Origin of the sequence: Amycolatopsis sp. WGS_07 (assembly GCF_045278895.1) — a bacterium.
Classification (GTDB): Bacteria; Actinomycetota; Actinomycetes; order Mycobacteriales; family Pseudonocardiaceae; genus Amycolatopsis.
This window is the reverse complement of sequence record NZ_CP136053.1, coordinates 1,211,332-1,236,292: the sequence shown is the minus strand read 5'-3', so window position 1 is coordinate 1,236,292 and position 24,961 is coordinate 1,211,332. Positions and strand designations below refer to the sequence as shown.

Genomic DNA, 24,961 nt, shown 5'->3' with positions numbered 1-24,961 from the left:
CACCCCCGAACCGCAGAGAGGCTTCGTATCGGGGTGCGGGGGAGGGGCTGGGTGCACCGATTGTTGGGTGCATCGGCTGCGGTTCGTGGTGGGCGGGACTAGCGGGGGCGGGGTAGGTCGCCGAAGAGGGAGCCTTGTTCGCCTAGGGGGCGGGGGCCGCCGTTGGGGCGGCCTAGGCCTGCGGCCATGGCTACCGCGTTGTCCCACTCTGGATCGGCCAGGTACTCGGTGTGTTTGAGGACTCCGGGGGCCCAGCGGTTGCGGCCGTCGGGGGCTCGCAGGGGGTCGGGGAGCCAGTGGTCGCCGCCGAGGATCAGGACGCCTGCGTCGTCTGGGGTGGTTTCCAGGGCGCCCCATTTTCCTTCCGGCAGGTAGCCCTCGCCTAGCAGGTGACCGCCGCTCGTTTGGTGTCGCCAGGTGGTGACGCCGCCGCCGAAGATGTCGGTGCCTCGGCATAGGGCGCGCCAGCGGCCGTCCAGCGAGGAGAAGAGATCAGCCAGCGAATCCTGCGGCAGGACGGCCGGGAAAGCGCGCTGGTAACCCCACTGCAACGGTGATCCAGCGGTGAGGAGGCCGACTCGGTCGCGTTCGTCTGGGGGAGTTCGGCGCACAGTTGGGCGGCCGTAAGCACCGTGAGGATGCTGCCGAGATTCAACCCGGACAGCACGACTCGGGTGCCGGGTTCGGCTAGGTGTTCCTTCACGCGGTCCGCCAGTTCGGGCACGACTTTGAGCGCGTAGCACGGCGGTATTCCAGGGTGTGCTGCGCGCGGCCAGAACGACACGAGGTCGGCGAGGGCGCCTAGGTGCCGGCTTCGCTGCGGGGAACGCGCCGCGGAGTAGACCACTCGCAGCAGGCCAGCGGCGAGAGCGCCCAGCGCGAACACGCCGATCGCCGAGACTGGGGTGAACCAGCCTGGTTGCAGGTTGAAGCCGAATCGCACGACCAGCAGGGTGATCGCGCCGACGCACAGGCCCAGCGCGACGATCAGGGCCAGGTGGTGCAGGTGGCGGCGTTCCCAGGCCGAGCGTGCCCAAGCCCGTGCGGCGTCTTGTTCCTGCTGCTCGTCGTGCTCCATCAGTTCGACGATCGGCGGGATGCCGCGGCGGCGCCGGCGCAGCGGGATGGCGATCGCGTAGCCCGCGACGGCCAGCAACGCCATCAGGCCGAGCCCGCCGCCCCACAGGACAGTGACCAGGTCGTACGTCTCGGGCAAGAGCAGCTTGTCGGTGCGCAGCAGTTTTCGGACTGCGATCGCCAGCCCGGCGCCGAAACCGCCGCCGAGCAGGCCGGCCAGTGCGAGGACCGGGGCCGCGGCCCAGCCGCCGAGCCAGGGGCGGAGCCGGCGTGGGCGGTCTCGCCAGGCTGCGCGGGCCAGCAGCGCCGACGGGATGAGCGCGAGCGCGAACAGCAGGGTGACGACGATCAGCGAGCCGCCGAGACCTTCGACGGTGTTGTCGACGCCGGGCAGTCGGTTGTTCACCGGCGTGGCCAGCACGGCGGCGAAGATGACCAGGAGCGTCGCGAAGGTGACCAGGCTCCGGCGGGCGATGGGTCCGGTGTCGCTGCCGATCGCGCCGCCGACCAGGACGGCGAGCACCAGCGCGAGGGTGCAAATCCAGGCGACCAATCGGGGGATTTCCGTGGGCACGCGGAAAGGCCCGCCCAGCAATAACAATGCGATGCAGGCGAGCGCGGCCACCGCGTGCGTCGCGGACATTCCGGGCGCTTCCGGGTCGGCGCGCAGCCGCATCGGCATGCCTTTGCGGCCGGGATGGTCGGGCGGACGCACCCGCCAGTTCGTGGACGAGATCCGGTGCAGCGCGTACACCAGCGCCAGGAGCACCGCCACGCCGACGCCGATCCGCAGCGGTCCCGTGCGCAGTTCCGGGGGCACCCAGGTGAGGCAGGCGCGTCCGGGCGCGAGGCATTGCGTCGCGACGAGATCCAGGACCGCCGCCGCGACCTGGCTGACCAGCAACATGGTGAGCAGCACCGCGGCGATCCGCAGCAGGCCGCGGCACAGCCCGCCGAGCCAGCGGCCCCGGTGGGCAGGCGGCAGCATCCAGAACGCGACGTTCGCCAGCGAGAACGGGAACAGCAGCGCCCACACGGCCTTCGCGAGGCCGCCGGACGTCATGCCGCTCCACAGGTAGCCTTCGACGGTGCGCGGGATCGACCGGCCGAGCGCGGGCACCACCGGACCCGGTGCCGGGCGGCGCAGCCGGTCGGCCGGGCGCACCACGCGGCCGAGTCCGTCGCCGGCGACGTCGACGGTCTGGACCGTGTCGAGGAGCGTCTCACCGCTCGTGCCCACGAGTCCGGACACCCTCATTTCGACGATGCGGGTGTCAGGGCCGGGGAGCGGGGCGGGCACGGTGGTTCTCTCCTCATCCGTTCGAGTCAGGGTCGAGCCGACAACGGTACTGTTCAGGTGCCATCAAACCTTGGAGGAACCGCACTATGACCCCCGAAAGCGTTGTCAAGCGGCACGACACCCGGGGCGGCCTCGAATTCGCCGTCGCCGATCTCGAGGCCGCTGAGTTCGGCCGGAAGGAAATCCGGCTCGCCGAGCACGAGATGCCCGGCCTGATGGCGCTGCGTCGCGAATACTCCGAGGTGTACCCGCTGCGTGGCGCGCGAATCGCCGGTTCGCTGCACATGACCGTGCAGACCGCGGTGCTGATCGAAACGCTGGTGGCGCTGGGCGCGGAGGTGCGCTGGGCTTCGTGCAACATTTTCTCCACGCAGGACCACGCCGCGGCCGCGGTCGTCGTCGGGCCGCACGGCACGCCCGAGGAGCCCAAGGGCGTCCCGGTGTTCGCGTGGAAGGGCGAAACGCTCGAGGAATACTGGTGGTGCACCGAGCGGATGCTCACGTGGGAGGGCGAAGGCCCGAACATGATCCTCGACGACGGCGGCGACGCCACCATGCTGGTGCACAAGGGTGCCGAGTACGAGAAGGCGGGCGTGGTCCCGGCCGCCGACGACGAGGACCCGGAGGAGTGGAAGGTCTTCCTCGAACTGCTGCGCGCGTCGGTCGCGGCGGACAAGGGCAAGTGGACCGCCATCGGGCAGAGCGTGAAGGGCGTCACCGAGGAAACCACCACCGGCGTGTTGCGGCTGTACCAGCTGGCGGCCGCGGGTGAACTGCTGTTCCCGGCGATCAACGTGAACGACTCGGTGACCAAGTCGAAGTTCGACAACCGCTACGGCATCCGGCACTCGCTGATCGACGGCATCAACCGCGGCACCGACGTGCTGATCGGCGGCAAGGTCGCGGTGGTCTGCGGTTACGGCGACGTCGGCAAGGGCGCGGCGGAATCGCTGCGCGGCCAGGGCGCGCGGGTGATCATCACCGAGATCGACCCGATCTGCGCGCTGCAGGCGATGATGGACGGCTACGAGGTCAAGCGCCTGGAGACGGTGCTGGACGAGGGCGACATCTACGTGACCACCACCGGCAACAAGAACGTCGTGATGGTCGAGCACATGGCGCGGATGAAGCACCAGGCGATCGTCGGCAACATCGGCCACTTCGACAACGAACTGGACATGGCCGGCCTCGCCCGCTACCCCGGCGTGCGGCGCGTGAACATCAAGCCGCAGGTCGACGAGTGGGTGTTCCCGGACGGCAAGAGCATCCTGGTGCTGTCCGAGGGACGGCTGCTGAACCTGGGCAACGCGACCGGGCACCCGAGCTTCGTGATGTCGAACAGCTTCGCGAACCAGGTCATCGCGCAGGTCGAACTCTTCACCAAGACCGAGGAGTACGACAAGGAGGTCTACCGCCTCCCGAAGAAGCTGGACGAGAAGGTGGCCCGGATCCACCTGGAAGCCCTGGGCGGCGAGCTGACGAAGCTGTCGAAGGAGCAGGCGGAATACATCGACGTGGATGTCGAAGGCCCGTTCAAGTCTGAGCACTACCGTTACTGATCGCTGACACTGAAGCCGCCCCGGAATGCGTTTCGGGGCGGCTTCAGTGTTTCTAACGCGGATACCGCATCGTCAGCACCGCGGTAGCCGGTCCGTCGATTCCGCGATAAATATGGTCCGTTTCCGCGATAAACGTATGCGTCCCCGCCGCCGAAATCGTCACCGGTGCTGAAACCGGTCCCACCTCCGCCGTTCCGGTCAGCACGGTCAGCACCTCCCGCACTCCAGGGCTGTGCGGATGCGACAGCTGGACCCGTTCGTGGATCGTCAGGCGGTACACCTCGGTCACGCCCTCCGGGTCCTCCCATCGGCCGAGCAGGGTCGCGGCCACGCTGTCGCCGTGGGCTTCGGCTACGCCGTCGTCGCCGAAGAGCAAGTCGCTCAACGGGATCGACAACGCGGTGGCGATGGCGAACAGCGTGTCCAGCGTCGGGTTGCGGCGGCCGTTTTCCAGTTCCGACAGGGTTCCCTTGCCGAGACCGCTGTCCGCGGCGAGCGTGGTCAGGCCGACGCCAGTGCGGGTGCGCAGGGTGCGGATGCGGGTGCCGACCGCTGCGGCGAGCGCGCGGCCGTCGGGGGCGGGTGACGTCGACACCCGGCCTAGTCTAGTGTTCTGTTTACAGAACAGCTGGAGGTGTGTGGATGTCGGCGATGCGAAATGTGCAGGACGCGCTCGACGAGGCAGGGGTCGCGGGCCAGGCGAGGAGTCTCCCGCAGTCCACGCGGACGGCGGCCGAGGCGGCGGACGCGCTGGGCTGCCCGGTCGGCGCGATCGCGAACAGCCTGGTCTTCATGGCTGACGACGCGCCGCTCTTGGTCCTGACCAGCGGCGCGCACCGGGTGGACGTCGAGGCGCTCGCCGCCCGGCTCGGGCGCGGCCGGATCCGCCGGGCCAAGCCGGACGAGGTGCGGGCGGCCACCGGGCAGGTGATCGGCGGGGTGTCGCCGGTCGGGCATCCGGCGCCGCTGGAGACGGTGGTGGACGAGGCGTTGCGGGAGTACGCCGAGGTGTGGGCCGCGGCGGGCACGCCGAACGCCGTGTTCCCGACGACGTTCGACGAGCTGGTCCGGATCACCAAGGGCACTCCGCAGCGGGTGGACGGGTAAAGCGGCCGCGGGTCGGATCGGGGCGGCGGACGCGTCACGGCCGATGGAGGAAGCTGATGCGCATCAGCCGGCTGTCCGCCCAGTCTTCGAGCCGGGTCGGCCGGATGGTGCCGGGGTCGTGGGGCTGATTGAGATCCGCGACGATCTCCGCCAGTACGGCCTGACGTTCGGCCGGGCTGGTGACCGGCGTGGCCCGGGCGGGCAGATCCGCGCGGATCCTGTTCTTGAGGTGGAAGACGAAGTCGGGATGGGCGAGAAGGTTCGCATGCCAGTCGGTCGCGGCACCGCCGGCGCCGCTGCACAGGTAGGTGGCGCCCGCGGCCCGGTAGAAGAAAATCTCGATGCGGCGGGCCCGGCCAGTGCGGCGTCCCAACGTCGTGATGTCGATGATCCGTTCCCCGGTGCCCGCGGCGGGGGTGATCTCGATGGCTCGCCGGACGTGGTCGGGCAGATGGGACAAAGTCGGGTCTGGAGTGCTCATGCGGCCTGAAGTGCGGGGCCGAGGAGGAGCCCGCCGTCGATGACGTACTCCGACCCCGTGATGAACGACGCGTCTGAGGACGTGAGGAACAGGAGAAGCCGGGTGACGTCCGTCGGCTCCCCGAGGCGGGGGATGGCGAACGGCTCGGGTGAGTAGAAGTCGGCGATCGCCGCGGTGGCACCGGCTGCTGGTTCGTGGATGAAGGGGGTCGCGATCACGCCGGGGTGGATGGTGTTTACGCGGATGTGGTCGCGGCCGAGTTCGAGTGCGGCTGTCTGGGTGAGGCCGCGCACGGCCCACTTGCTGGCGACGTACGGCGCGTAATGCGCGGTGCCGCCCAGGCCCATGATCGAGGCGATGTTGACGATGGATCCCCCTGCCGCGCGGCGCAAAGCGGGGGCGGCGGCCTTGATGCCGAGGAAAGTCCCGGTGAGATTCACGTCGAGAATGCGCGACCACGTGGCCTGGTCTGTGTGCTCGATTGTTGCTGGCGGGTTCTGAATGCCCGCGTTGTTGACGAGCACGTTCAAGGCACCGAAGGTGCTTTCGGCGGCTAGTACGGCGGCGGACCACGAGCTTTCGTCGGTGACGTCGAGGTGGGTGAAGCGAGCGCGGGGCCCGAGTTCGTCGGCGAGAGCGGTGCCGCGTTGCGCGTCGATTCCGCCGATCACCACGTTCGCTCCCTCCGCGTGAAAGGCGCGCACGTGGCTTGAGCCCTGGCCACCGGCTCCGCCGGTCACGAGCACGGTCTGGTTGTCGAAGCGGGGCATCGAATGGTCCTTCGGTACGTGGGTGGTGAGCCAGGTGACTCACCACCCACGACGCTAGATCGGCATGAGTGGCGAGTCAAGCCACTCACCTCGTATGCTCGGCCCTATGAGCAAGGTCGTGCCGACGTATCACCAGCGCGTCGCCCAGGAGAAGCGCGCGTTGATCGTGAAGGCCGCGACGGCGCTGTTTCTCGAGCTGGGCTACGACCGGACGTCGCTGGCGCGGATCGCGGAGTGCTCGGGCGTTTCGCGGGCCACCTTGTTCAAGCAGTTTCCGACCAAAGCCGCCCTGTTCGACGCCATCGTGACCGAGTCATGGTCGACCGAGGACGAGGAGGCTCCTCCGCCGGCGGGCAACGTCGTGGACGGGCTCACCAGCATCGGTCGCCGTTACGCCGAACTGCTGGGCCGGGCCCAGATGACCGACCTGTTCCGGATCGTCATCGCCGAGCTGCCGCGGTTCCCAGAGCTGGCCGATGCCCAGTTCTCGCGCGGAAAGATGCCGTACTTCGAGTCCGTGCGCAGCTATCTCCTTGCCGAGCACGCGGCGGGAACGGTGCGGGTCGAGGACGCGGACCTCGCGGCCACCCAGTTCCTGGGCATGATCTCCAACTACGTCTTCTGGCCGACGCTCCTGGTGCCGGGCTGGGAGGTGAGCGCCGAACGCGTCGCCGAGGTGGTCGACGAGGCCGTCCGCACCACCGTCGCCCGGTACTCCGTGACGTCTTCCCGCGATTGAGTCAGTTCCATTCCACCGCGATGCCGGCCAGCCCTGGTCCGGTGTCGCGGAAATATCCGCTCGTCACGCCGCCGGTGTCGCACGGCAATTCCTCCGCCTCGACCGGCAGCGCGTCGTCGCGGGCGCGGACTTCCCGGGTGATTCGCGCGGGCATCGCGGTCGGCGCGAACTGCAGTTGCAGCAAATAGCTCGCGCACTGGTCGCGGAGCATCCGGTAGTACCCGGGGAAGGTGACCGCGGAATTGTCGTGGATTTCAAAGCAGAAGACATGGATTTCGCCCTCGGCGAGCTTCCGGTCGAAAAGGAGCTCGGTGGCCATCGTCTCGCGCGCGGGATGCCTGCGGATCCGGCCGACGCGGCAGCCTTCCGCGGTGATCAGCTCGACGTCGTCGATCCGGCAGCCGGGATCGCCGTTGTAGACCGCCACGTACCGGTCCGGGCCGTGCCTGCGCGCGCGGGTGACCAGCCGGGTGCGGAATTTAACCTGATGTTTTTGCTCGTCGATGGTGATCTGGTCGTGCACCGACAGCATTTCCAGGTCGGAGTTGGACTGCCGGGACGCCGGAGCCGCGCCGAGGTCGCTCATCAGCTGCTCGACGATCGCGCCCATCTCGCCCGAGCGCAGGTCGTGGAACGACGCCGCCGCCTGGTGCCCGCGCGCGCGGGCGGTGCGCGGGCCGATCAGCACCACCAGCGAGTCCGCCGGCAACTGCAGCACCGACTCCAGCGCGCGGACCGCGGGCAGCGCCTTCGGCACCTCCGGCTGGCGGAGGCCGCGCTGCCAGTAGCTCAGCGTCGACTGTCCGATGTGGACGCCGCGGAGCGCGAGGTGCGCGCGCAGCCGGGCGAGCGACAGCCCGCGATGCGCGATCGCGAGCCGCAGCGCATGGTGGAACTCTCCGGAGCGCAAAGCTTCGCCAAGCTCGGGCGGCAGTTCACCCGCGCCGCGCCGGCCAGGTTCCATGATCAGTGGGCCATCCCCGTCTCGTGCCACCGCTGTCCCTTCAACGCCGCCCGTGCGCTGGGCGTGAATGCCGCGGAACGTTCACGTTAGCAGCGCGCGGTAACGGGTCCCGCCCCCGTTTGGTGTGCTTGGCCACGGAAGGGTAACCGTTCCGTGTTCCACGGCCGACCCGGAACACCCTCGTCACCGGACGAGCATCTTGCTCCGAGTGATCGACCAGTTCACCGTTGTGACCACCACTGGCCACGTCTAGGCGGGAGGTGCGTCGTGGTGCTGGGGAAACCGAATCACGTGGGGAGCACTGCCGGGCGGGTCCGGCGGTCCTCGACCACTTGCCGAAGGCACGTTGGACGCTTGCTGCTCCTCGTGGCGTTCACGGGCCTGGCGTTGCCGGTGTCGGCTCCGGGCGCGGGCGCGGCGCAGCCCGCCGGCACCGGCAACGCCCACCTTACGTCCGTGCCGCGCGGCGAGGTGGTGCCGAGGGACGGCCAAAGCACACCGGCGCAGCCGCACGGTGACGACTGGATTCCGCTGCTCTGCCTCGCTGGGCTGGCGGTCGCGGTGCCGGTCGGCTACTTCGGCTACGTCCGCGCGCGCCGCGAGACGGCCTGAGGACCGCACCAAGTATCTTCGACGGCGTGGGGCGACTGGTCGTAATCGAAGGTCTGGACGGCGCGGGCAAGCGCACGCTGTCCGAGGGGCTCACTGCTGCGCTGGAAGAGGCGGGCGCGAGCGTCGGCAGTCTCGCCTTCCCTCGCTACGGCCGCAGCGTGCACGCCGATCTGGTGCGCGAAGCGCTGCATCGCGGGCACGGCGACCTCGCCGATTCGGTGTACGGAATGGCGTTGCTCTACGCCCTCGACCGCAGCGGTGCGGCCGACGAGATCCGCGCGTTGCTCGCCGCGAACGACGTCGTCCTGTTGGACCGCTACGTCGCCTCGAACGCCGCGTACGCGGCCGCGCGCCTGCGCGAGCACGCCGATGGTGCTGTGGTGCAGTGGGTTTGGGACCTTGAGGTGACGCGGTTCGGCCTGCCGCGGCCGGACGCGCACCTGCTGTTGCGGGTGAGCCCGGAGGTCGCCGCCGAACGAGCAGTGCGCCGGGCAGCGTCGGATGCGGACCGAGCGCGCGACGCGTTTGAGTCGGACGATTCGCTGCAACAGCGTTGTGCCGCGGTGTACGACGAGTTGGCCGCGGCGTCGTGGCTCGCGCCGTGGCATGTGCTGGACGGTGTGGCTGGCGTGGATCTGCCGACGCTGGCGAAGTCGCTGCTCGCTTAGCCGAGCGCGGCGGTCGCGGCGCGCAGTTCGTCCAGCGCTTCCGCCGCCAGCGCGCCGAACTCTCGCCGGTTCCCTGCCTCGACCCATCGGTGGAAAGCGGTTCCGAACGCGAGGCAGCCCAATTCCGCCGCGACGGTCGCGGTCGGCTCGCCGATCGAACGCGCGGCGAGCGCGTCGTGCATGGCCGCGACCAGCTTGGCGCGCTTGAGCAATTCGCGTTCGAGCAGATCGTTGTTCGCCGCCACGATCGGCTGCCGTTGCCGAGCCCGAGCCAGCCGCTCGCCGGTGAAATCCGCCGCCACGGCATCCAATGCCCCGGCGACCGCTTCGAACGGCGTCGCGTCCGCTGGCGCCCCGGCGATGCCCTCGGAGAACAGCTGGGTCAGTTCTTCCTGTCCGCCGAACAGCACTTCGCGTTTGTCGGCGAAATGGCGGAAGAACGTCCGCTTCGTGAGCCCGGCTCGTTCGGCGATTTCGGCGACCGTCGTTTCGTCGTAGCCGCGTTCGGTGAACAGGTCGAGCGCGGCTTCCGCCAGACGGTGGCGTGCGTTCGGTTCCCAGCGGCCCATGCCGTCCAGTCTAGGTGATGACACCGGATGACATCAGGCGTACAGTGATGGCACCAGGTGTCATCAACTACGGAAGGACCAGTCATGCGGATCTTCGTCACCGGGGCCAGCGGCCACGTCGGCTCGGCGCTCGTTCCCGAACTCCTTTCCGCCGGGCACGAGGTCGTCGGCCTCGCCCGGTCGGACGCCTCCGCCGCGGCGCTCGCCGAACGCGGCGCGCGGGTGCGGCGCGGCGACCTCGACGATCTCGACGGCCTGCGCGCGGCGGCCGCCGAGGCGGACGGGGTCGTGCACTTGGCGTTCAAGCACGACCTGATGGCCAGCGGCGATTTCGGCGGCGCGGTCGAAGCGGATCTCGCCGCACTGAAAGCGCTCGGCGAAGCCGTCGCCGGCACCGGCAAACCACTAGTTTCGACCTCGGGAACGATGATGTTCGCCGGGCTCGGCCGCGTCCTCACCGAGGACGACCGGCTCCCCGGCGGCGGGCGGGTCGACGCGGAGAACTACGTGTTCGGGCTCGCTGACCGCGGTGTCCGGTCGTCAGTCGTGCGGCTGCCGCCGTCGGTGCACAGTTCGCTCGACAAGCACGGCTTCGTTCCGCTGATGATCCAGTTCGCCCGCGCGGCCGGGGTTTCGCCGTACGTCGGGGACGGGGCCAACCGCTGGTCCGCCGGCCACACGCTGGACGCGGCCCGGCTCTACCGGCTGGCGCTGGAGAAGGCTCCGGCTGGCGCCGCGCTGCACGCGGTCGGCGACGAGGGCATCTCGCTCCGGCAAATCGCCGAGACGATCGGCGCGCGGCTCGGTGTCCCGGCGAAGTCCATCGCGCCGGAGGAAGCCGCGGCGCACTTCGGGTTCCTCGCGCCGATGGTGCAGACCGGCGCTCCGACGTCCGCCGCGCGCACTCGCGAACTGGTCGACTGGAAGCCGGAACACCCTGGCCTGCTTGAAGACCTGGCGCAGGAGCACTACTTCGCTACCGCGTGAACCTCGCCGGATCGAACAGCGAGATCGGATGCCGCGTGGTGCCGTCGACGATCAGGTCGGCGAGGATTTCCCCGACCACCGGCACGAATTTGAAGCCGTGCCCGGAAAACCCGCACGCCACCACCGCGCGGGGGTGCTTCGGGTGCGGGGCGATCACGAAGTGCTCGTCCGGGGTGTTGGTGTAGAGGCAGGCCACCGCGCGGCGGAAGGTCGCCGGGAGCGTCGGCAGCCGGGAACCGACGACGGTCGCGACCGCGCTGACCTCGGAATCGTGCACGCGCCGGTCGATCGTGTCGGCGGTGCACGGCAAGCCGCCGATGTGCGAAGCGACTTTGACGCCTTGCGCGGTATGCGCGGGGAAACCGTAGAACTGGCCGCCGTCAGCGGTTTCCCAGAGGTACACGGGATGATCGGTGAACGCCCGGACGTCCGCCGGTTCGAACCAGTACTGAACCTGACGCTGCACCTCGAAGTCCACGCCTAGATCCGCGAGCAGCACCGGAGCCCACGCGCCGGGACACAGCACGAGCCGCTCGGCGGTGTAGTAGCTCGAAGCGGTGCCGACGCGCACCCCGGTTTCCGTGCTGGTCCAGGTGAAAACCTGCTCCTCGTGGTGCAGTTCGGCACCGTGGCGCGCGGCGAGTTGCAGATGCGCGGCGACACTGCCTTCGGGCGATACGAAGCCGGCACCCGGTTCCCACAGCGCCACCTCGTCCTCGGCCGGGGCGATGGTGGGGAACCGGTGCCGGATCTCGGCCGCGTCCAGTAATTCGTGCGGGATATCGAACTTCTCCGCGGAAAGCGTGCTGCCGGTGATGGTGCGCGATTCCGGCGGGCCGCCCATCACCGCGCCGCACCGGGTGAACAGCGACCGTCCGGTGTCGCGTTCCAGTTCGTCCCACATCTCGTGCGCGCGAAGCAACAGCGGTACGTAATCCGGACCTTCGAGGTAGGCCTGCCGCGTGATCCGCGATCCGCCGTGGCTCGAACCGAGGTTGTGCACCGGCGCGAACTGGTCGATCCCGAGCACCTTCTGGCCCCGTCGCGCCAGCCGGTAGGCAGCCGCGCTGCCCATTCCGCCGAGACCGATCACGATCACGTCGTAATGCGTCATTCACCGCTCCTCAACGGCTCCGCGGCCACCCTCGCCGCGAACCGCTTCCCGAAGTGCTCGATTTCCACCGGGGTGCGCGGCCGGGCGTCCTCGACGGGAAGCCAGGCGTGGGCCAGGTTTTTGTCGATGGTGTAGCCGTACGCGCCGCTCGTGACGTACCCCGCCGGACGGCCGTCGACGTACACCGGTTCCCGGCCCCGCATTACGGAATGCGGGTCGTCGATGGCCAAGCACACCAGTTTCCGGCGCACTGTCGCGGGAGAACGGTGGAGAAGCGTGTCCCGGCCGAGGAAGTAGCCCTTGTCCATCCGCACCGCGAACCCGAGACCGGCCTCGTACGGATCGTGCTCAGTGGTCACGTCGATGCCGCATCTTCGGTGCCCTTCCTCCATTCGCAGGCTCCGCAGTGCCTCCTCGCCGGCCGCGACGATCCCGTGCGGCTGCCCGGCCGCCCAGAGCGCATCCCACAGCGACCGGCCGAGATCCGCGCTGGTGTGCAGCTCCCAGCCGGGTTCGCCCACCTCCGACACGCGCAGCACCGTCACCGGTACGTCGCCGACGTACGTCCGCCAGGCCCTGGAGTCCGATGTGGACAGTTCGGGCAGCACCCGCGCGGCGAGCGGCCCCCACAGGCCGAGGCAGCAGGTGCCGCCGGTGGTCTCGCGCAGCTGGACCGACCCGTCGCCGGGCAGATGACGGCGCAGCCAGGCGACGTCCCGATGGTGCCGCGCGGCGACGTGAAACTGCTCCACGCCGAGCCGGGCCACAGTGAGATCGCTGCGGACCCCGCCGTCTTCGCCCAGCAGCAACGTGCCGGTGACCGATCCGGGCGGCTGGTCGAGCTGGTTCGTGGTCATCGTCTGCAGGAACGGCAGCGCGCCGCGGCCGGTGATCTCCAGCCGTCGCCGCGGGGTCAGGTCGAACAACGCCACCCGGCTGCGCGTCGCGACGGCCTCCGCGCGGCTGTCGGCGTACCGCTGGGGCCGAGCCCAGCCGTCTTCATCGCGAAACTCCGCGCCCAGCGCGACTTCGCGTTCGTAGCAGGGCGTGGTCCGCAGCAGTTCCGTCGTCGGCCGCGGATGGCCCGCCGCCGTCAGGCTTCGTTCCTGCACGCGTCCGGGCGCGAGCTGCAGCCGATCGAACCGCGCGAGATCGACAGACTGCAGGTCGAGGTGCGCTTGCCCCTCGATCAGCCAGCGCGCCAGCTCCCTCGCGACCCCGGCGGACCGCGCGCAGTCCACCGCTTCGGCGACCCAGAACCCGTCGAGGTCCGGGTGCTCGCCGAGCAGCGGCAACCCGTCCGGCGTACCCGGGACGAGCTGCCGGACGCCCTCCTCGACCTTCGCGTCCGCCAGCGCTGGCACCAATCCGAGCGCGGCTGTCCACGACTCCTCGAAGCCAGCCGGAGCGAACGCGGCGTCGGCTTCGACCGGACCCAGCGCGCTGATGCCCAGCCGGTCGACGTGCTCGCGCAGCGACAGCCCAGCACCGCGCAGGATCGGTTTGTCCGCTTCGGTGAAGTGGTCGTTGTCCCCGGAGAGCTGCGCCAGCGGTGTCGTGCGAGCGTGGTCGACGGCGATCGGCACCACCGGCACGGCGAGATCGACCATCCGGCCGAACTGCGGGCCGCGTACTCCGGCGCACGAGATGACCACGTCGGCACGGAACCGATCGGTCGCCGTCGCCACCGCGGTCACCCGGCCCGCGGTGCGCACGATCTCGACAATCTCTTGTCCGGTAAGGAATTTCGCGCCTCGATCCTTGGCGCGACGAGCCTGCGCGAGCGCCGCGCGGACCGGTTTGACCAGTCCGTCGCCAGGAATGTGCAGGCCGCCGACCACCTTCGCGGAATCGAGCAGCGGATGCAGCTGGGCGCATTCGCCCGGCTCGCGCAGATAACCGCGCACCCCGGACGACGTCGCCCAGCCAAGCCGTTGCCGCAGCTGGCGAAGCTGCCCCGGCGTAGTCGCGAGTTCCAAGCTCCCGACCGGCTGGAAACACCAGCCGCCGTCGACCGTCAGCCCGCTGTACTTCTCCGCGGTGTACTTCGCGAACTCGGACGCCGTGCGGTCCTCGTGCGCGCGGAACAGCAGCCCCGGCCCGGCCGAGGCGATCGCCGGTTCCGGTTCGAGCACGGTGACGTCCGTCCACCCGCGCTCGGTCAGTTCGTCGGCGACCGCGCAGCCGAGGAGCCCGGCTCCGATCACGACCACCCGCGGTCGCACTGCCATCGCGAGGTACCTCCTGCCTGCCGGCCGTCGCGCGGACGGCCCGGCTCGGGACGAGACAGGCATGCCGAACGGCCCGCCGGGGACGGGCGCGTTGCGGATGGAGATCGATGTTCCGTCTGCTGCAACTCACAAATTGCGGGATCGCGGGCGCGCTGTCAAGAGAGCCGCCGCGGCCGGGGAGTTCACGCGGAAAAGTAGCCCAGCTGGGCGGAAAGCTCCCGCGCCGCGTCGGCCATCGGCGCGACGATCTGCCGGATGCGCTGCTTGGACAGCCGGTAGGACGGGCCGGACGCGCTCATCGCCGCCACGACGTCGCCGCCGGGCCCGCGCACCGGCACCGCGACCGCGTGCATGCCCAGCTCCAGCTCCTCGAAACAGGCCGCGTAACCGTCCTCGGCGACGCGGTCCAGCTCCGCCGCCAGCTCGTCCCGGTCGACCGTGGTGCGCGGCGTGTACTGCTCGAGTTCGTGCGCGAGCGCCCGTTTGCGCCCGGCCTCGTCCATCGCGGCGAGCAGCACCTTGCCGCTGGAGGTGGCGTGCAGCGGCGTGCGCTGTCCGGTCCAGTTCTGCGTGGTGATCGCCGCCGACCCGCGCGCCTGGCTGATGTTGATCGCCACGCCGTCGTCGGCGATCGCGATGTTGACCGTCTCGCCCAGCTCCTCGGCGAGCGTCTGGCAGGTCTGCCTGCCGAGCTTCGCCAGGTCCATCCGGCCGGTCGCGGCACCGGCCAGCCGGACCACCCCGAACCCGATCGCGTACTTGCCGCGTTCGCCGAGCTGCTCGACCATTCCGTGTGCTTCCAGGACACTGAGCAGCCGGGACGCGGTGGACTTGTGCACGCCAAGCTCGCCGGCGATCTCGGTGATGCCGGTTTCGCCGTTGCGGGCCAGCAGCTCCAGGACGGTGATCGCCCGGTCGACGGACTGCACCGCGCTTCCCGTTGCGTTTCCCGAGTCCTGGTTCCGCATAGCGCAACAGTAACCGCTTGGCTGCGATCTGTTCGGCTGAGCGGGCGAATCGGCCCTCGCCCGGACGCGCGACGCCGCCGGATGGCCCAACCGGGTCGGTGATCTTGATCTTTCCGGTGGTCAAACGCGCGGGTCGTGCGCGCGGGTGCGGGCGGTAGTGCGAACATGTGGTCATGAAGGCACGTGTCTTGGTGGTCGACGACGACCCGGCGCTGGCGGAGATGCTCACCATCGTCCTCCGCGGCGAAGGGTTCGACACCGCGGTGGTCGCGGACGGTTCGCGGGCGCTGCCCGCGCTGCGGGAGCTGAAACCGGACCTGGTCCTGCTCGACCTCATGCTGCCCGGCATGAACGGCATCGACGTGTGCAAGGCGATCCGCGCCGAGTCCGGCGTGCCGATCGTCATGCTCACCGCCAAGAGCGACACCGTCGACATCGTGCTCGGCCTCGAGTCCGGCGCCGACGACTACGTCGTCAAGCCGTTCAAGCCGAAGGAACTGGTCGCCCGCGTGCGCGCCCGGATGCGCCGCACCGAGGCCGAGCCCGCCGAATCGCTCACCATCGGCGACCTCGCGATCGACGTTCCCGGACACGAGGTCACCCGGGAGGGCAAGGCGATCCCGCTGACCCCGCTCGAATTCGACCTGCTCGTGGCGCTGGCCCGCAAACCGCGCCAGGTGTTCACCCGCGAGGTGCTGCTCGAACAGGTCTGGGGCTACCGGCACGCGGCCGACACCCGGCTGGTGAACGTGCACGTCCAGCGCCTGCGCTCGAAGGTGGAGAAGGACCCGGAGCACCCCGAGGTGGTGCTGACGGTGCGCGGAGTCGGGTACAAGGCCGGCCCGCCGTGATCCGCCAATGACCGGTTTCGCGGGGCGGCTTCGCGCCGCCGTCCGCGCCGCGGCCCGGCTTTCCGGCCGGGTCGTGGTTTTCGCCCGCCGCCGCGCGGTGGCGTTCAACGAGCTGTGGAAGCACTCGCTGCAGTTCCGCGTCACGATCTCGACGCTCGCGCTGTCCTCGGCCGTGGTGTTCGTGCTGGGCATGGTCCTGCAGAACCAGATCACCGAACGGCTGCTGGACACCAAGCGCCGCGCGGCGATCGAGCAGACCCAGGCGCTGGCCGACACCGCCGCGCGTGAGCTGGTCGGCGTCGGGGGCGAGTCCACGGAGGCGCTGCACACGCGGTTGCAGAACGCGCTCAAGAAGATCTCGACCACGTCCTCGTCGCGCGCGGGTTCCACCGCGGGCACCTTCGATCCCGTGCTGGCCAGCGTCGGACGCGGCCAGTCCAACACCGATCCGGTGTATGTCGGGCCGTTCGGCTCGGTGCCGGAGCGGCTGCGCCAGTTCGTCGAAGCCGATCATCTCGCCCGGCTCGAGCACACCGTCGACGAGAACGGCGCGCGGACCACGTACCTGATCGTCGGCACGCCCCTGCTGTCCGGGACCAGCCCGCTGCAGCTGTACCTGCTGTTTCCGCTGACCAGCGAGCAGACCACCGTGTCGACGGTGCAGAACACCTTGTTCGTCGCGGGCATCGTGCTGCTGCTGTTGCTCGCCGGCATCACGAACCTGGTGGTCCGGCAGGTGGTGCGGCCGGTCCGGCAGGCCGTCGCGGCGGCCGAGCAGTTCGCGGGCGGCGACCTCGACCAGCGGCTCGCCGTCGTGGGCGAGGACGACCTCGCCAAGCTCGCGGTTTCCTACAACAGCATGGCGGCCAGCATCCAGAACCAGATCCGCCAGCTCGAGGAGTTCGGCGGCCTGCAGCGCCGGTTCACCTCCGACGTTTCGCACGAGCTGCGCACCCCGCTCACCACCGTGCGGATGGCCGCCGACGTGCTGCACGCGTCGCGCGAGCAGTTCCCGCCCGGCCTCGCCCGCTCCACCGAGCTGCTGGTCGACGAACTGGACCGGTTCGAGGCGCTGCTCGGCGACCTGCTGGAGATCAGCAGGCTCGACGCGGGCGTCGAGGAACTGTCGGCCGAGTACATCGACGTGCGGCCGATCGCGACCCGCGCGGTCGAGCAGGTGCGGGTGCTCGCCGGAACCGCGGGCAGCGCGGTCGAGCTGGTGCTGCCGGACGAGGACACGTCGGCCGAGGTGGACGCCCGCCGGATCGAGCGGATCCTGCGCAATCTGCTGGCCAACGCCGTCGACCACAGCGAGGGCAAACCGGTGGTGCTGACGGTCGCGGTGAACGAGTCCGCGGTCGCGATCACCGTCCGGGACTACGGCGTCGGCCTGCGGGCGGGGGAGGCCGAGCTGGTGTTCAACCGGTTCTGGCGCGCGGACCCGTCGCGCAACCGGCGCACCGGCGGCACCGGGCTGGGCCTCGCGATCAGCCAGGAGGACGCGCGGCTGCACGGCGGCATCCTCGACGCGTGGGGCGAACCGGGCCACGGCGCGTGCTTCCGGCTCGTGGTGCCGCGCAGGCAGGGCGTGCCGATCGCGGACAGCCCGCTGGTGCTGCCGCCGCCGGACGCGGTTTCGGAGATCACGCTGTCGCCGTCGTCGGTCGCCGAACTGCAGCCCGCGCCGGAAGCGATCCTGGCCGATCCGGCCTCGGACCGGGAGGAGGTCGGTCAGTGAGGCGAGTGCTTCTCCTTCTCGCCTGCGCCTTGGTGCTCGTGAGCTGCGCGAACGTTCCGCAGGAATCGCTGCCGGTCGTCGTGTCCGCGGAAAAGGCTCCGCAGCAGGCCAACAACGCGCCGGAACCGCCTGCCAACGCCGAACCGCTCGACATCGTGCGGCTGTTCATCAAGGCCAACGCCGATCCGCGGACCTACAACGCGGCCTCGAAGGCGTTCCTCGACGACAAACAGCGGGCGGCTTGGCGGCCGAACCGCTCGTTCACGATCATCGACAAGACGTTCAGCACGGTCTACGACACCGCCGCCACCTCCGGTCCCACCGCGACGCCCGCGCCGTCCTCGACCGCGCCGGATCCGAACGTCCGCACGGTCACGGTGCGCGGTTCGGTGCTCGGCACGCTGAGCGCGGACTCCGCGTTCATCCCCGGCAGCGGCCCGGCCGAACAGACCTTCCAGGTGCGCAAACAGGCCGACGGGCAATGGCGGATCTCCAGCCCGCCCCCGCCGGTGCTGCTGGTGACCGACGACGAGTTCGAGGGCAACTACAACCCGGTCGCGGTGAGCTTCTACTCGGCCGACTCCGGGGTCTTCGTCCCGGACCTGCGCTACGTGCCGGCGAAACCGCAGTCGGGCATGCCGGGCCGCGTCATGGACCTGATCATGCAGGGCCCGTCCGCCGGGCTGACCGGCGCGGTGAAGAACCTGTTCGGCGACGGCGTGCAGCTCGAGAACAACGTGAAGAACAACGACGACGGCTCGCTCACCGTGCAGCTGAGCGGGCTCACCGGGGCGGGCGCGGAGACCAAGACGCTGATCGCCGCGCAGATCGTGCTGTCGATGCAGACCGTCACGTCCACCCGGATCCGGCTGCTCGCCGACGGCGCGCCGCTCGTGCCCGGCCACGAGTACTGGCGCAGCAGCGACCTGCCTGCCTACAACACCGCTTCGTCGCCGAGTTCGGACCTGCAGGGCCTGATGACGATCGGCGGTCGCGTCCGCTCGCTCGGCGACGGCGCGCCGGTCGCGGGCGCGGCGGGCAACGGCGCGTACCAGGTGGTGAGCGCGGCCCAGTCGATCGACGGCAAACGCCTCGCGGTGGTCGAACAGGACGGCGAGCGGGTCCGGCTGCGCATCGGCGACCTCGGCCGGGACCTGCCGACAGTCGAACTCGGCGGCGGTTCGCTGAGCCGCCCGACCTGGCGTCCGGCGCAGACCGGAGCCGGGCCGTCGAACGAGGTGTGGACGGTCGTCGACCACTCGATCATCGCGCGGATGGTCCTCGACCCGAACGGCCATTGGCTGCGCCAGAGCGTCAACGCGAACGATCTGCTGGCGCTGGGCCCGATCGGCGTCCTGCGGCTTTCCCGGGACGGCGCCCGCGTGGCCGCGACGGTGAACGGCCAGCTGGTCGTGGCGTCGGTGGTGCGCAGCGGGGACACGGTCACCTTGCGCGAGCCGCGGGTGCTGCAGCCGGGGGTCCTGTCGGACGTCTCGGACGTGGACTGGGGTTCGACGCCGGACACCCTCGTGGCCGCGACCGGCTCGCCGTCGCAGCCGGTCCAGCGCCTGTCGATCGACGGGCGGCGGATGGACGCTTACAACAGCTCGAACCTCACCGCTCCGGTGCGCGCGGTCGCGGCGGCCCCGAGCCGGCCGATCGTGGTCTCGGACGCCGGCGGGTTGTGGACGGCGACGGAGCTGGGCGAGGTGTGGCGGCCGCATTCGCACTCGATGCAGAACGCGGAACCGTTCTATCCGGGGTGATTTCCGGGCCGCCGGTCCGCGGCCGCCCGAAACTGTCGGTGGTCGGGTGCACACTCGGAGTCATGTCGCTGAACCTGATCCTGCCGACCGCTTGTGCCGGCTGTGAAACCCGCGGCGCGCCGGTGTGCGCCGGCTGCGCCACGTCGTGGGGGTCCCCCACTGAGGTATTTCGCCCGCCGCTGGCGGCGCTTGCCCCGGCCTACGCACTGGCTCGCTACGCGGGCGTCGCCAAGCGGATCCTGATCGCCTACAAGGAACGCCGCCGTCGCGATCTGGCTCCGTTTCTTGGCTGGGTGCTCGCCGTCGGTTTGCTGGCGTTGCCGCTGGGCGGTCCGTGGTGCCTGGTCCCGGCTCCGAGCAGGCGGATCGCCTCGCGGGTGCGCGGCGGACCGCACGTCCAGCGGATCGCCGCGGAAACCGCTCGGTTGACGGGTGCTTGCGTCGCGCCTGCCCTGGTGCTGAAGGGCGGGCGGGACGCGGTCGGGTTGAACCGGGCGGAACGGGCGGCCAACCTGGCGGGCCGTCTTCGCTTCGCCGCGGCCGGGCGTCCGCCGCCGGGGACGCGGGTCGTGGTGGTGGACGACGTCATCACCACAGGCGCCACGTCCGCCGCATGCGTCACGGCGTTGAAAAACGCGGGCGTCCCGGTGGTGGCGGTACTCGCCCTGCTGGCGACAGTCTGAGAGGCAGCCTGTGTCCGAAACCCGAACGTGCTGTCCGCCGATCGCGAATCCGCCGACGTCCGAAACCGAAATCCGGTTGCGCGCATCCCGATCCTTCGCGCTGGCCGAGTCCAATCCGGAACGATTCCAAAAACCGTCCGCATAAAAACTTTCGCCTACTTCCTTGTCCGGGAGGCAACTCACGCGCTGAGCACCACTACCGCCAGGTGTCACCTACACGAGTGATGTCAAGAGGGAACCTCCCGTTGCCGTCGCCCGTTGATCGGATATGAGGGCCAAGGCCGGAATCACTCCCGCGACGGGGCAGTCCACCGAGGTGGCGGCTGTGCCGGGCGGGCCGGTCACCCTCGGCGTCCGAGGTGCCGCCGGGTTGCGCCGTCCGCGTGAAACCAGGGCACGCGCGCTCGGCCTTCCGGGCGGCGATTTCGGGCTGCGCACGCATGATTCACTGCGCCCCGTGACGGGTTCCCGGATCGTGACATCCCCGGCTCGGGGGCTGTTGCGGACGGCGTGATGAAGCTAACGTGCTCCGCTATCAGCAAAACCCGCAGGCAGGGAGGTGTGCAGCCCATGTCCCTGGTGCCGGTGGCCCGCTGAGTCCGCGTTCGCGCTGCCGCCACGAGACGTCGTGATCCGGTCGCCGAATTCTTTTCAGCCCGCCAAACCCGCGCAGCGACCGCTGCGATACCGGTGCCGTGAGAACACAACAGCTCGCAGTTTCCTCAGCGAGGGAGGTCGTGTATGGACATCGTCGTTAAGGGCCGCAACGTGGAGGTGCCCGAGCATTACCGGGCGCTCGTCAGCGAAAAGCTGGCCCGCCTTGAGCGCTACGACAAGAAGGTCATCCGCTACGAAGTGGAACTCTTCCACGAACCCAACCGCAGGCAGGCCAAGAGCTGCCAGCGCGTCGAGATCACCGGGAAGGGCCGCGGTCCGGCTGTCCGCTCCGAAGCGAGCGCGGCCGACTTCTACGCAGCGCTCGACTCCGCCGTCACCAAGCTGGAAAACCGGCTTCGGCGGACACACGACCGCAGGCGCGTGCATTACGGACGCAGCCGTCCGGAGTCGGTCGCCGAGGCGACGTCGATGGCCGGCGGATCCGATGCCGTCGCCGGGCCCGCGATGGGCACGGCGGTCCTGGACGCACCCGACGCGACCGAATCCATGGTGAACGGTTTCGCGGCGACGAGTGCGGGCGACATTCCCCGGCAGGGGCGCTGGGAAGACGAGGACCTGGGCCATCAGCCCGGCCGCGTCGTCCGCGAGAAGCAGCATGCCGCGGACCCCATGACGGTGGACCAGGCTCTCTACGAGATGGAGCTGGTCGGCCACGACTTCTACCTGTTCAACGACTCCGAGGCCGGCCGGCCGAGTGTCGTCTACCGGCGAAAGGGCTTCGACTACGGCGTGATCCGGCTGGGCTGACCCCGGCCTGAGAACTACCTCGCAGGACGGCCCGCACGCGAACGCGTGCGGGCCGTTCGCGTGCCCGCGGCGCGACCCGGGACACGACCTTCGTCGGGACCTGTGCGAACCTGTCGTGACCTTCTGCGACGACGTGCGTGCGCGGACCAGTCCGCGTTCCCTACGATGGGGGAGACGGTGGCGGCGCACACGGGCGCCAGCCACGGCGATTACTGCCCGGGACCGGCCTGGGCGCGATCATGATCAGCTAGTGAGGTCGACCGGATGGTGCTGAACCGCCTGCTCCGCGCGGGCGAGGGCAAGATGGTGAAGCGGCTGCGCAACATCGCCGATCACATCAACACCCTCGAAGACGACGTGAAGGACCTGTCGGACGCCGAACTGCGGGCCAAGACCGACGAGTTCCGCGAGCGGTACGGCAAGGGCGAATCACTGGACGAACTGCTGCCGGAGGCGTTCGCCGTCGCCAGGGAAGCGGCGCACCGCGTGCTCGGCCAGCGGCCGTACGACGTCCAGCTCATGGGCGGGGCGGCGCTGCACCTCGGCCAGGTCGCCGAGATGAAGACCGGTGAGGGCAAGACGCTCACCTGTGTCCTCGCGGCCTACCTGAACGCGATCCCCGGGGACGGCGTGCACGTCGTCACCACCAACGACTACCTCGCCAAGCGCGACGCGGAGTGGATGGGCCGCATCCACCGCTTCCTCGGCCTCGAGGTCGGCGTCATCATCGCCGAGCAGGACCCGCAGGAACGCCGCAAGCAGTACAACGCCGACGTCACCTACGGCACGAACAACGAGTTCGGCTTCGACTACCTGCGCGACAACATGACGTGGTCGCTCGACGAATGCGTGCAGCGCGGGCACAACTACGCGATCGTGGACGAGGTCGACTCGATCCTCATCGACGAGGCGCGCACCCCGCTGATCATCTCCGGCCCGGCGGACCAGTCGTCGCGGTGGTACGTCGAGTTCGCCCGGCTCGCGCCGCTGATGCAGGGCATCGACACCACCACCATGGGCACGCGCGAGCGGGTCGAGAAGGCCAACCTGATCAACTCGAAGTACCACTACGAGGTCGACGTCCGCAAGCGCACCGTCGCGGTCACCGAGAAGGGCGTGCGGTACGTCGAGGACCAGCTCGGCATCGAGAACCTCTACGAGGCGGCGAACACCCCGCTGGTCGGCTACTTGAACAACGCGCTCAAGGTCAAGGAGCTGTACCACAAGGACAAGGACTACATCGTCCGCGACGGCGAGGTCATGATCGTCGACGAGTTCACCGGGCGCATCCTGGTCGGCCGCCGCTACAACGAGGGCATGCACCAGGCGATCGAGGCCAAGGAAGGCGTCGAGATCAAGGCGGAGAACCAGACGCTCGCCACGATCACGCTGCAGAACTACTTCCGGCTGTACTCGAAGCTGGCCGGCATGACCGGTACCGCCGAGACCGAGGCCGCCGAGTTCCACCAGACCTACAAGCTCGGCGTGGTGCCGATCCCCACGAACCGGCCGATGGTCCGCGCCGACCGCGCCGACCTGATCTACAAGAACGAGCAGGCCAAGTTCGAGGCCGTCGCCGAGGACATCGCCGAGCGGCACGAAAAGGGCCAGCCGGTGCTGGTCGGCACCACGAGCGTGGAGAAGTCCGAGCACCTGTCGAAGCTGCTGCTCAAGCTGGGTGTGCCGCACGAGGTGCTGAACGCGAAGTACCACAACAAGGAAGCGCTGATCGTCGCGCGGGCGGGCCGGAAGGGCGCGGTCACCGTCGCCACGAACATGGCGGGCCGCGGTACCGACATCGTGCTCGGCGGCAACCCGGACATCATGGCCGACGAGGTGCTGCGCGAGCGCGGCCTCGACCCGGTCGAGCACTCCGAGGAGTACGAGGCCGCGTGGCCGAAGGTGCTCGAGGAGATCAAGGAAGAGGCGAGGATCGAGGCCGACGCGGTCCGCGAGGCGGGCGGGCTGTACGTGCTCGGCACCGAACGGCACGAATCGCGGCGCATCGACAACCAGCTGCGCGGTCGTTCCGGACGGCAGGGCGACCCCGGCGAATCGCGGTTCTACCTGTCGCTGGGCGACGACCTGATGCGCCGCTTCAACGCGGTGCTGGTCGAACGCATCATGACCACCATGCGGCTGCCGGACGACGTGCCGATCGAGCACAAGATGGTCTCCAAGGCGATCAAGAGCGCGCAGACCCAGGTCGAGCAGCTCAACATGGAGACCCGCAAGAACGTCCTCAAGTACGACGAGGTCATGAACGAGCAGCGCAAGGTGATCTACGCCGAGCGCCTGCGCGTGCTCGGCGGCGAGGACCTGCGCGAGCAGATCGAGCACATGATCGTCGACGTGGTGAAGGCGTACGTCTCGGGCGCGACCTCCCAGGGCTACGCCGAGGACTGGGACCACGAGCAGCTGTGGACCGCGCTGAAGACGCTGTACCCGGTGAGCCTCGACTGGGACGACCTGATCGAGGACGGCGACCTCGACGCGGAATCGCTCAGCCAGGCGCTGGTCGACGACGCGCTCGCGGCGTACGCCAAGCGCGAGGCCGAGATCGACGAGCTGGTCGGCGAGGAAGGCTCGATGCGCCGCCTCGAGCGGCAGGTCATGCTCACCGTGCTGGACCGCAAGTGGCGCGAGCACCTCTACGAGATGGACTATCTCAAGGAGGGCATCGGGATGCGGGCGCTCGCGCAGCGCGACCCGCTGATCGAGTACCAGCGCGAGGGCTTCGACATGTTCCGCGCGATGCTCGACTCGCTGAAGGAGGAGGCCGTCGGCTTCCTGTTCAACCTGCAGGTCGAGCGCGCCGAGCCGGAAGCGGCGCAGCCCGAACCGTCGGCGCTCCCCGGCGGCGTCACGTCCGCGACCGCCGCGGCGGCCGGCGCCTTCGGAGCCAAGGCAGAGGACGAGGGCAAGCACGCCCGCCCGGCCCCGCCGCAGCCACCGGCCACCGACTCCGATTCGGTCCCGTCCGCCTTGCGCGGCAAGGGACTTGGCGGCGGTGTCCAATCCGGACTGACCATGTCCGGCCCGTCCGAAGGCGGCGGCGTCGAGTCCCATTCGGACAGCGCGAACGAGTCCGAAGCGGGCGGCGCGACCGGCGGCACCCGGCGGGAACGGCGGGCCGCTGAGCGGGCGCAGTCCAAGAAGGGCAAGAAGGGGCCGCGTCGCTGACGCGATCCTGGCTGTCCATTGTGGATGGCTGAGCACGACTGAGAACGGCGGCACGGGCAATGCTCGTGCCGCCGTTCTGTCGTTTCCGGGCCGCTGCGGTCCACAGTGGACTCGCGTTCGGTCGGGCATGCGGGCTGGGTGGTAGGTGGCCCGCTTGCCTGGCCGGGTT

General features: G+C 69.7%; 20 protein-coding genes and 1 pseudogene. 12 read left to right on the top strand and 9 right to left on the bottom strand.

The features are described 5' to 3' along the window. Positions 1 to 98: 98 nt before the first annotated feature. Positions 99 to 2,335: pseudogene (locus RPX00_RS05665) on the bottom strand (hypothetical protein). 128 nt (positions 2,336 to 2,463) lie between these two features. Between RPX00_RS05665 and ahcY the strand changes: the two are divergent. Then, entirely contained in the window at positions 2,464 to 3,936 is a 1,473-nt protein-coding gene (ahcY, locus tag RPX00_RS05660; protein WP_406638133.1) for an adenosylhomocysteinase, read from the top strand. A gap of 52 nt (positions 3,937 to 3,988) precedes the next feature. On the opposite strand, the gene RPX00_RS05655 is transcribed toward ahcY, so the two are convergent. After that, a complete protein-coding gene (locus RPX00_RS05655; RefSeq protein ID WP_406638131.1) occupies positions 3,989 to 4,531 on the bottom strand; it encodes a helix-turn-helix domain-containing protein in 543 nt (180 codons plus the stop codon). A 47-nt stretch (positions 4,532 to 4,578) separates the two neighbouring features. Here RPX00_RS05655 and RPX00_RS05650 point away from each other — a divergent pair, with 47 nt between their 5' ends. Beyond that, on the top strand, positions 4,579 to 5,043 hold the full coding sequence (locus tag RPX00_RS05650) for a YbaK/EbsC family protein (protein WP_406638129.1): 465 nt from the start codon (positions 4,579 to 4,581) through the stop codon (positions 5,041 to 5,043). Positions 5,044 to 5,077: 34 nt separating this feature from the next. Here the strand turns inward: RPX00_RS05650 and RPX00_RS05645 are convergent, their stop codons facing one another. Both RPX00_RS05645 and RPX00_RS05640 read right to left on the bottom strand, forming a co-directional pair. Continuing rightward, the gene (locus RPX00_RS05645) at positions 5,078 to 5,524 is read right to left on the bottom strand and encodes a nitroreductase/quinone reductase family protein (RefSeq protein ID WP_406638127.1); all 447 of its coding nucleotides are present in this window, start codon (positions 5,522 to 5,524) and stop codon (positions 5,078 to 5,080) included. Beyond that, positions 5,521 to 6,294, bottom strand: coding sequence for a glucose 1-dehydrogenase (locus RPX00_RS05640; RefSeq protein WP_406638125.1), 774 nt, complete (start codon positions 6,292 to 6,294; stop codon positions 5,521 to 5,523). Before RPX00_RS05640 ends, RPX00_RS05645 begins: the two co-directional genes overlap by 4 nt. A gap of 106 nt (positions 6,295 to 6,400) precedes the next feature. On the opposite strand from RPX00_RS05640, the gene RPX00_RS05635 reads away from it, so the two are divergent. Beyond that, on the top strand, positions 6,401 to 7,033 hold the full coding sequence (locus RPX00_RS05635; RefSeq protein WP_406638123.1) for a TetR/AcrR family transcriptional regulator: 633 nt from the start codon (positions 6,401 to 6,403) through the stop codon (positions 7,031 to 7,033). Position 7,034: 1 nt separating this feature from the next. Here the strand turns inward: RPX00_RS05635 and RPX00_RS05630 are convergent, their stop codons facing one another. Continuing rightward, positions 7,035 to 7,997, bottom strand: coding sequence for a hypothetical protein (locus RPX00_RS05630; protein ID WP_406638121.1), 963 nt, complete (start codon positions 7,995 to 7,997; stop codon positions 7,035 to 7,037). 354 nt (positions 7,998 to 8,351) lie between these two features. Between RPX00_RS05630 and RPX00_RS05625 the strand changes: the two genes are divergently transcribed. Both RPX00_RS05625 and RPX00_RS05620 read left to right on the top strand, forming a co-directional pair. Then, on the top strand, positions 8,352 to 8,609 hold the full coding sequence (locus RPX00_RS05625) for a hypothetical protein (protein WP_406638119.1): 258 nt from the start codon (positions 8,352 to 8,354) through the stop codon (positions 8,607 to 8,609). 26 nt (positions 8,610 to 8,635) lie between these two features. Next, positions 8,636 to 9,277 (top strand): dTMP kinase, encoded by a 642-nt coding sequence (locus RPX00_RS05620; RefSeq protein ID WP_406638117.1) that lies wholly within the window; start codon positions 8,636 to 8,638, stop codon positions 9,275 to 9,277. On the opposite strand, the gene RPX00_RS05615 is transcribed toward RPX00_RS05620, so the two are convergent. Then, entirely contained in the window at positions 9,274 to 9,846 is a 573-nt protein-coding gene (locus RPX00_RS05615) for a TetR/AcrR family transcriptional regulator (RefSeq protein WP_406638115.1), read from the bottom strand. The two genes, RPX00_RS05620 and RPX00_RS05615, sit on opposite strands and share 4 nt — an antisense overlap. Before the next feature lie 84 nt (positions 9,847 to 9,930). On the opposite strand from RPX00_RS05615, the gene RPX00_RS05610 reads away from it, so the two are divergent. After that, on the top strand, positions 9,931 to 10,833 hold the full coding sequence (locus RPX00_RS05610) for an SDR family oxidoreductase (protein ID WP_406638113.1): 903 nt from the start codon (positions 9,931 to 9,933) through the stop codon (positions 10,831 to 10,833). Here RPX00_RS05610 and solA read toward each other — a convergent pair. The 3 genes from solA to RPX00_RS05595 all read right to left on the bottom strand — a co-directional run bounded on the left by solA (position 10,823) and on the right by RPX00_RS05595 (position 15,146). After that, complete coding sequence (gene solA, locus RPX00_RS05605; RefSeq protein ID WP_406638111.1) at positions 10,823 to 11,947, bottom strand: N-methyl-L-tryptophan oxidase; 1,125 nt, start codon at positions 11,945 to 11,947, stop codon at positions 10,823 to 10,825. The two genes, RPX00_RS05610 and solA, sit on opposite strands and share 11 nt — an antisense overlap. Continuing rightward, positions 11,944 to 14,178, bottom strand: coding sequence for an FAD-dependent oxidoreductase (locus RPX00_RS05600; RefSeq protein ID WP_406638109.1), 2,235 nt, complete (start codon positions 14,176 to 14,178; stop codon positions 11,944 to 11,946). The genes solA and RPX00_RS05600 overlap by 4 nt, the downstream gene beginning before the upstream one ends. A 182-nt stretch (positions 14,179 to 14,360) precedes the next feature. After that, a complete protein-coding gene (locus RPX00_RS05595; protein WP_406638108.1) occupies positions 14,361 to 15,146 on the bottom strand; it encodes an IclR family transcriptional regulator in 786 nt (261 codons plus the stop codon). 173 nt (positions 15,147 to 15,319) lie between these two features. On the opposite strand from RPX00_RS05595, the gene mtrA reads away from it, so the two are divergent. From mtrA to secA, 6 genes are all read left to right on the top strand, one after another. Further along, on the top strand, positions 15,320 to 15,997 hold the full coding sequence (mtrA, locus tag RPX00_RS05590) for an MtrAB system response regulator MtrA (RefSeq protein WP_005150760.1): 678 nt from the start codon (positions 15,320 to 15,322) through the stop codon (positions 15,995 to 15,997). 7 nt (positions 15,998 to 16,004) lie between these two features. Then, positions 16,005 to 17,735, top strand: a complete 1,731-nt coding sequence (gene mtrB, locus RPX00_RS05585) for an MtrAB system histidine kinase MtrB (protein WP_406638105.1) — start codon at positions 16,005 to 16,007, stop codon at positions 17,733 to 17,735. After that, the gene (locus tag RPX00_RS05580) at positions 17,732 to 19,501 is read left to right on the top strand and encodes an LpqB family beta-propeller domain-containing protein (protein WP_406638103.1); all 1,770 of its coding nucleotides are present in this window, start codon (positions 17,732 to 17,734) and stop codon (positions 19,499 to 19,501) included. Before mtrB ends, RPX00_RS05580 begins: the two co-directional genes overlap by 4 nt. A gap of 62 nt (positions 19,502 to 19,563) precedes the next feature. Next, a complete protein-coding gene (locus tag RPX00_RS05575) occupies positions 19,564 to 20,184 on the top strand; it encodes a ComF family protein (protein WP_406638101.1) in 621 nt (206 codons plus the stop codon). Positions 20,185 to 20,925: 741 nt separating this feature from the next. Next, positions 20,926 to 21,609, top strand: a complete 684-nt coding sequence (gene hpf / locus RPX00_RS05570; protein ID WP_406638099.1) for a ribosome hibernation-promoting factor, HPF/YfiA family — start codon at positions 20,926 to 20,928, stop codon at positions 21,607 to 21,609. A gap of 264 nt (positions 21,610 to 21,873) precedes the next feature. Next, on the top strand, positions 21,874 to 24,792 hold the full coding sequence (gene secA / locus RPX00_RS05565; RefSeq protein ID WP_406638097.1) for a preprotein translocase subunit SecA: 2,919 nt from the start codon (positions 21,874 to 21,876) through the stop codon (positions 24,790 to 24,792). Positions 24,793 to 24,961 lie beyond the last annotated feature (169 nt).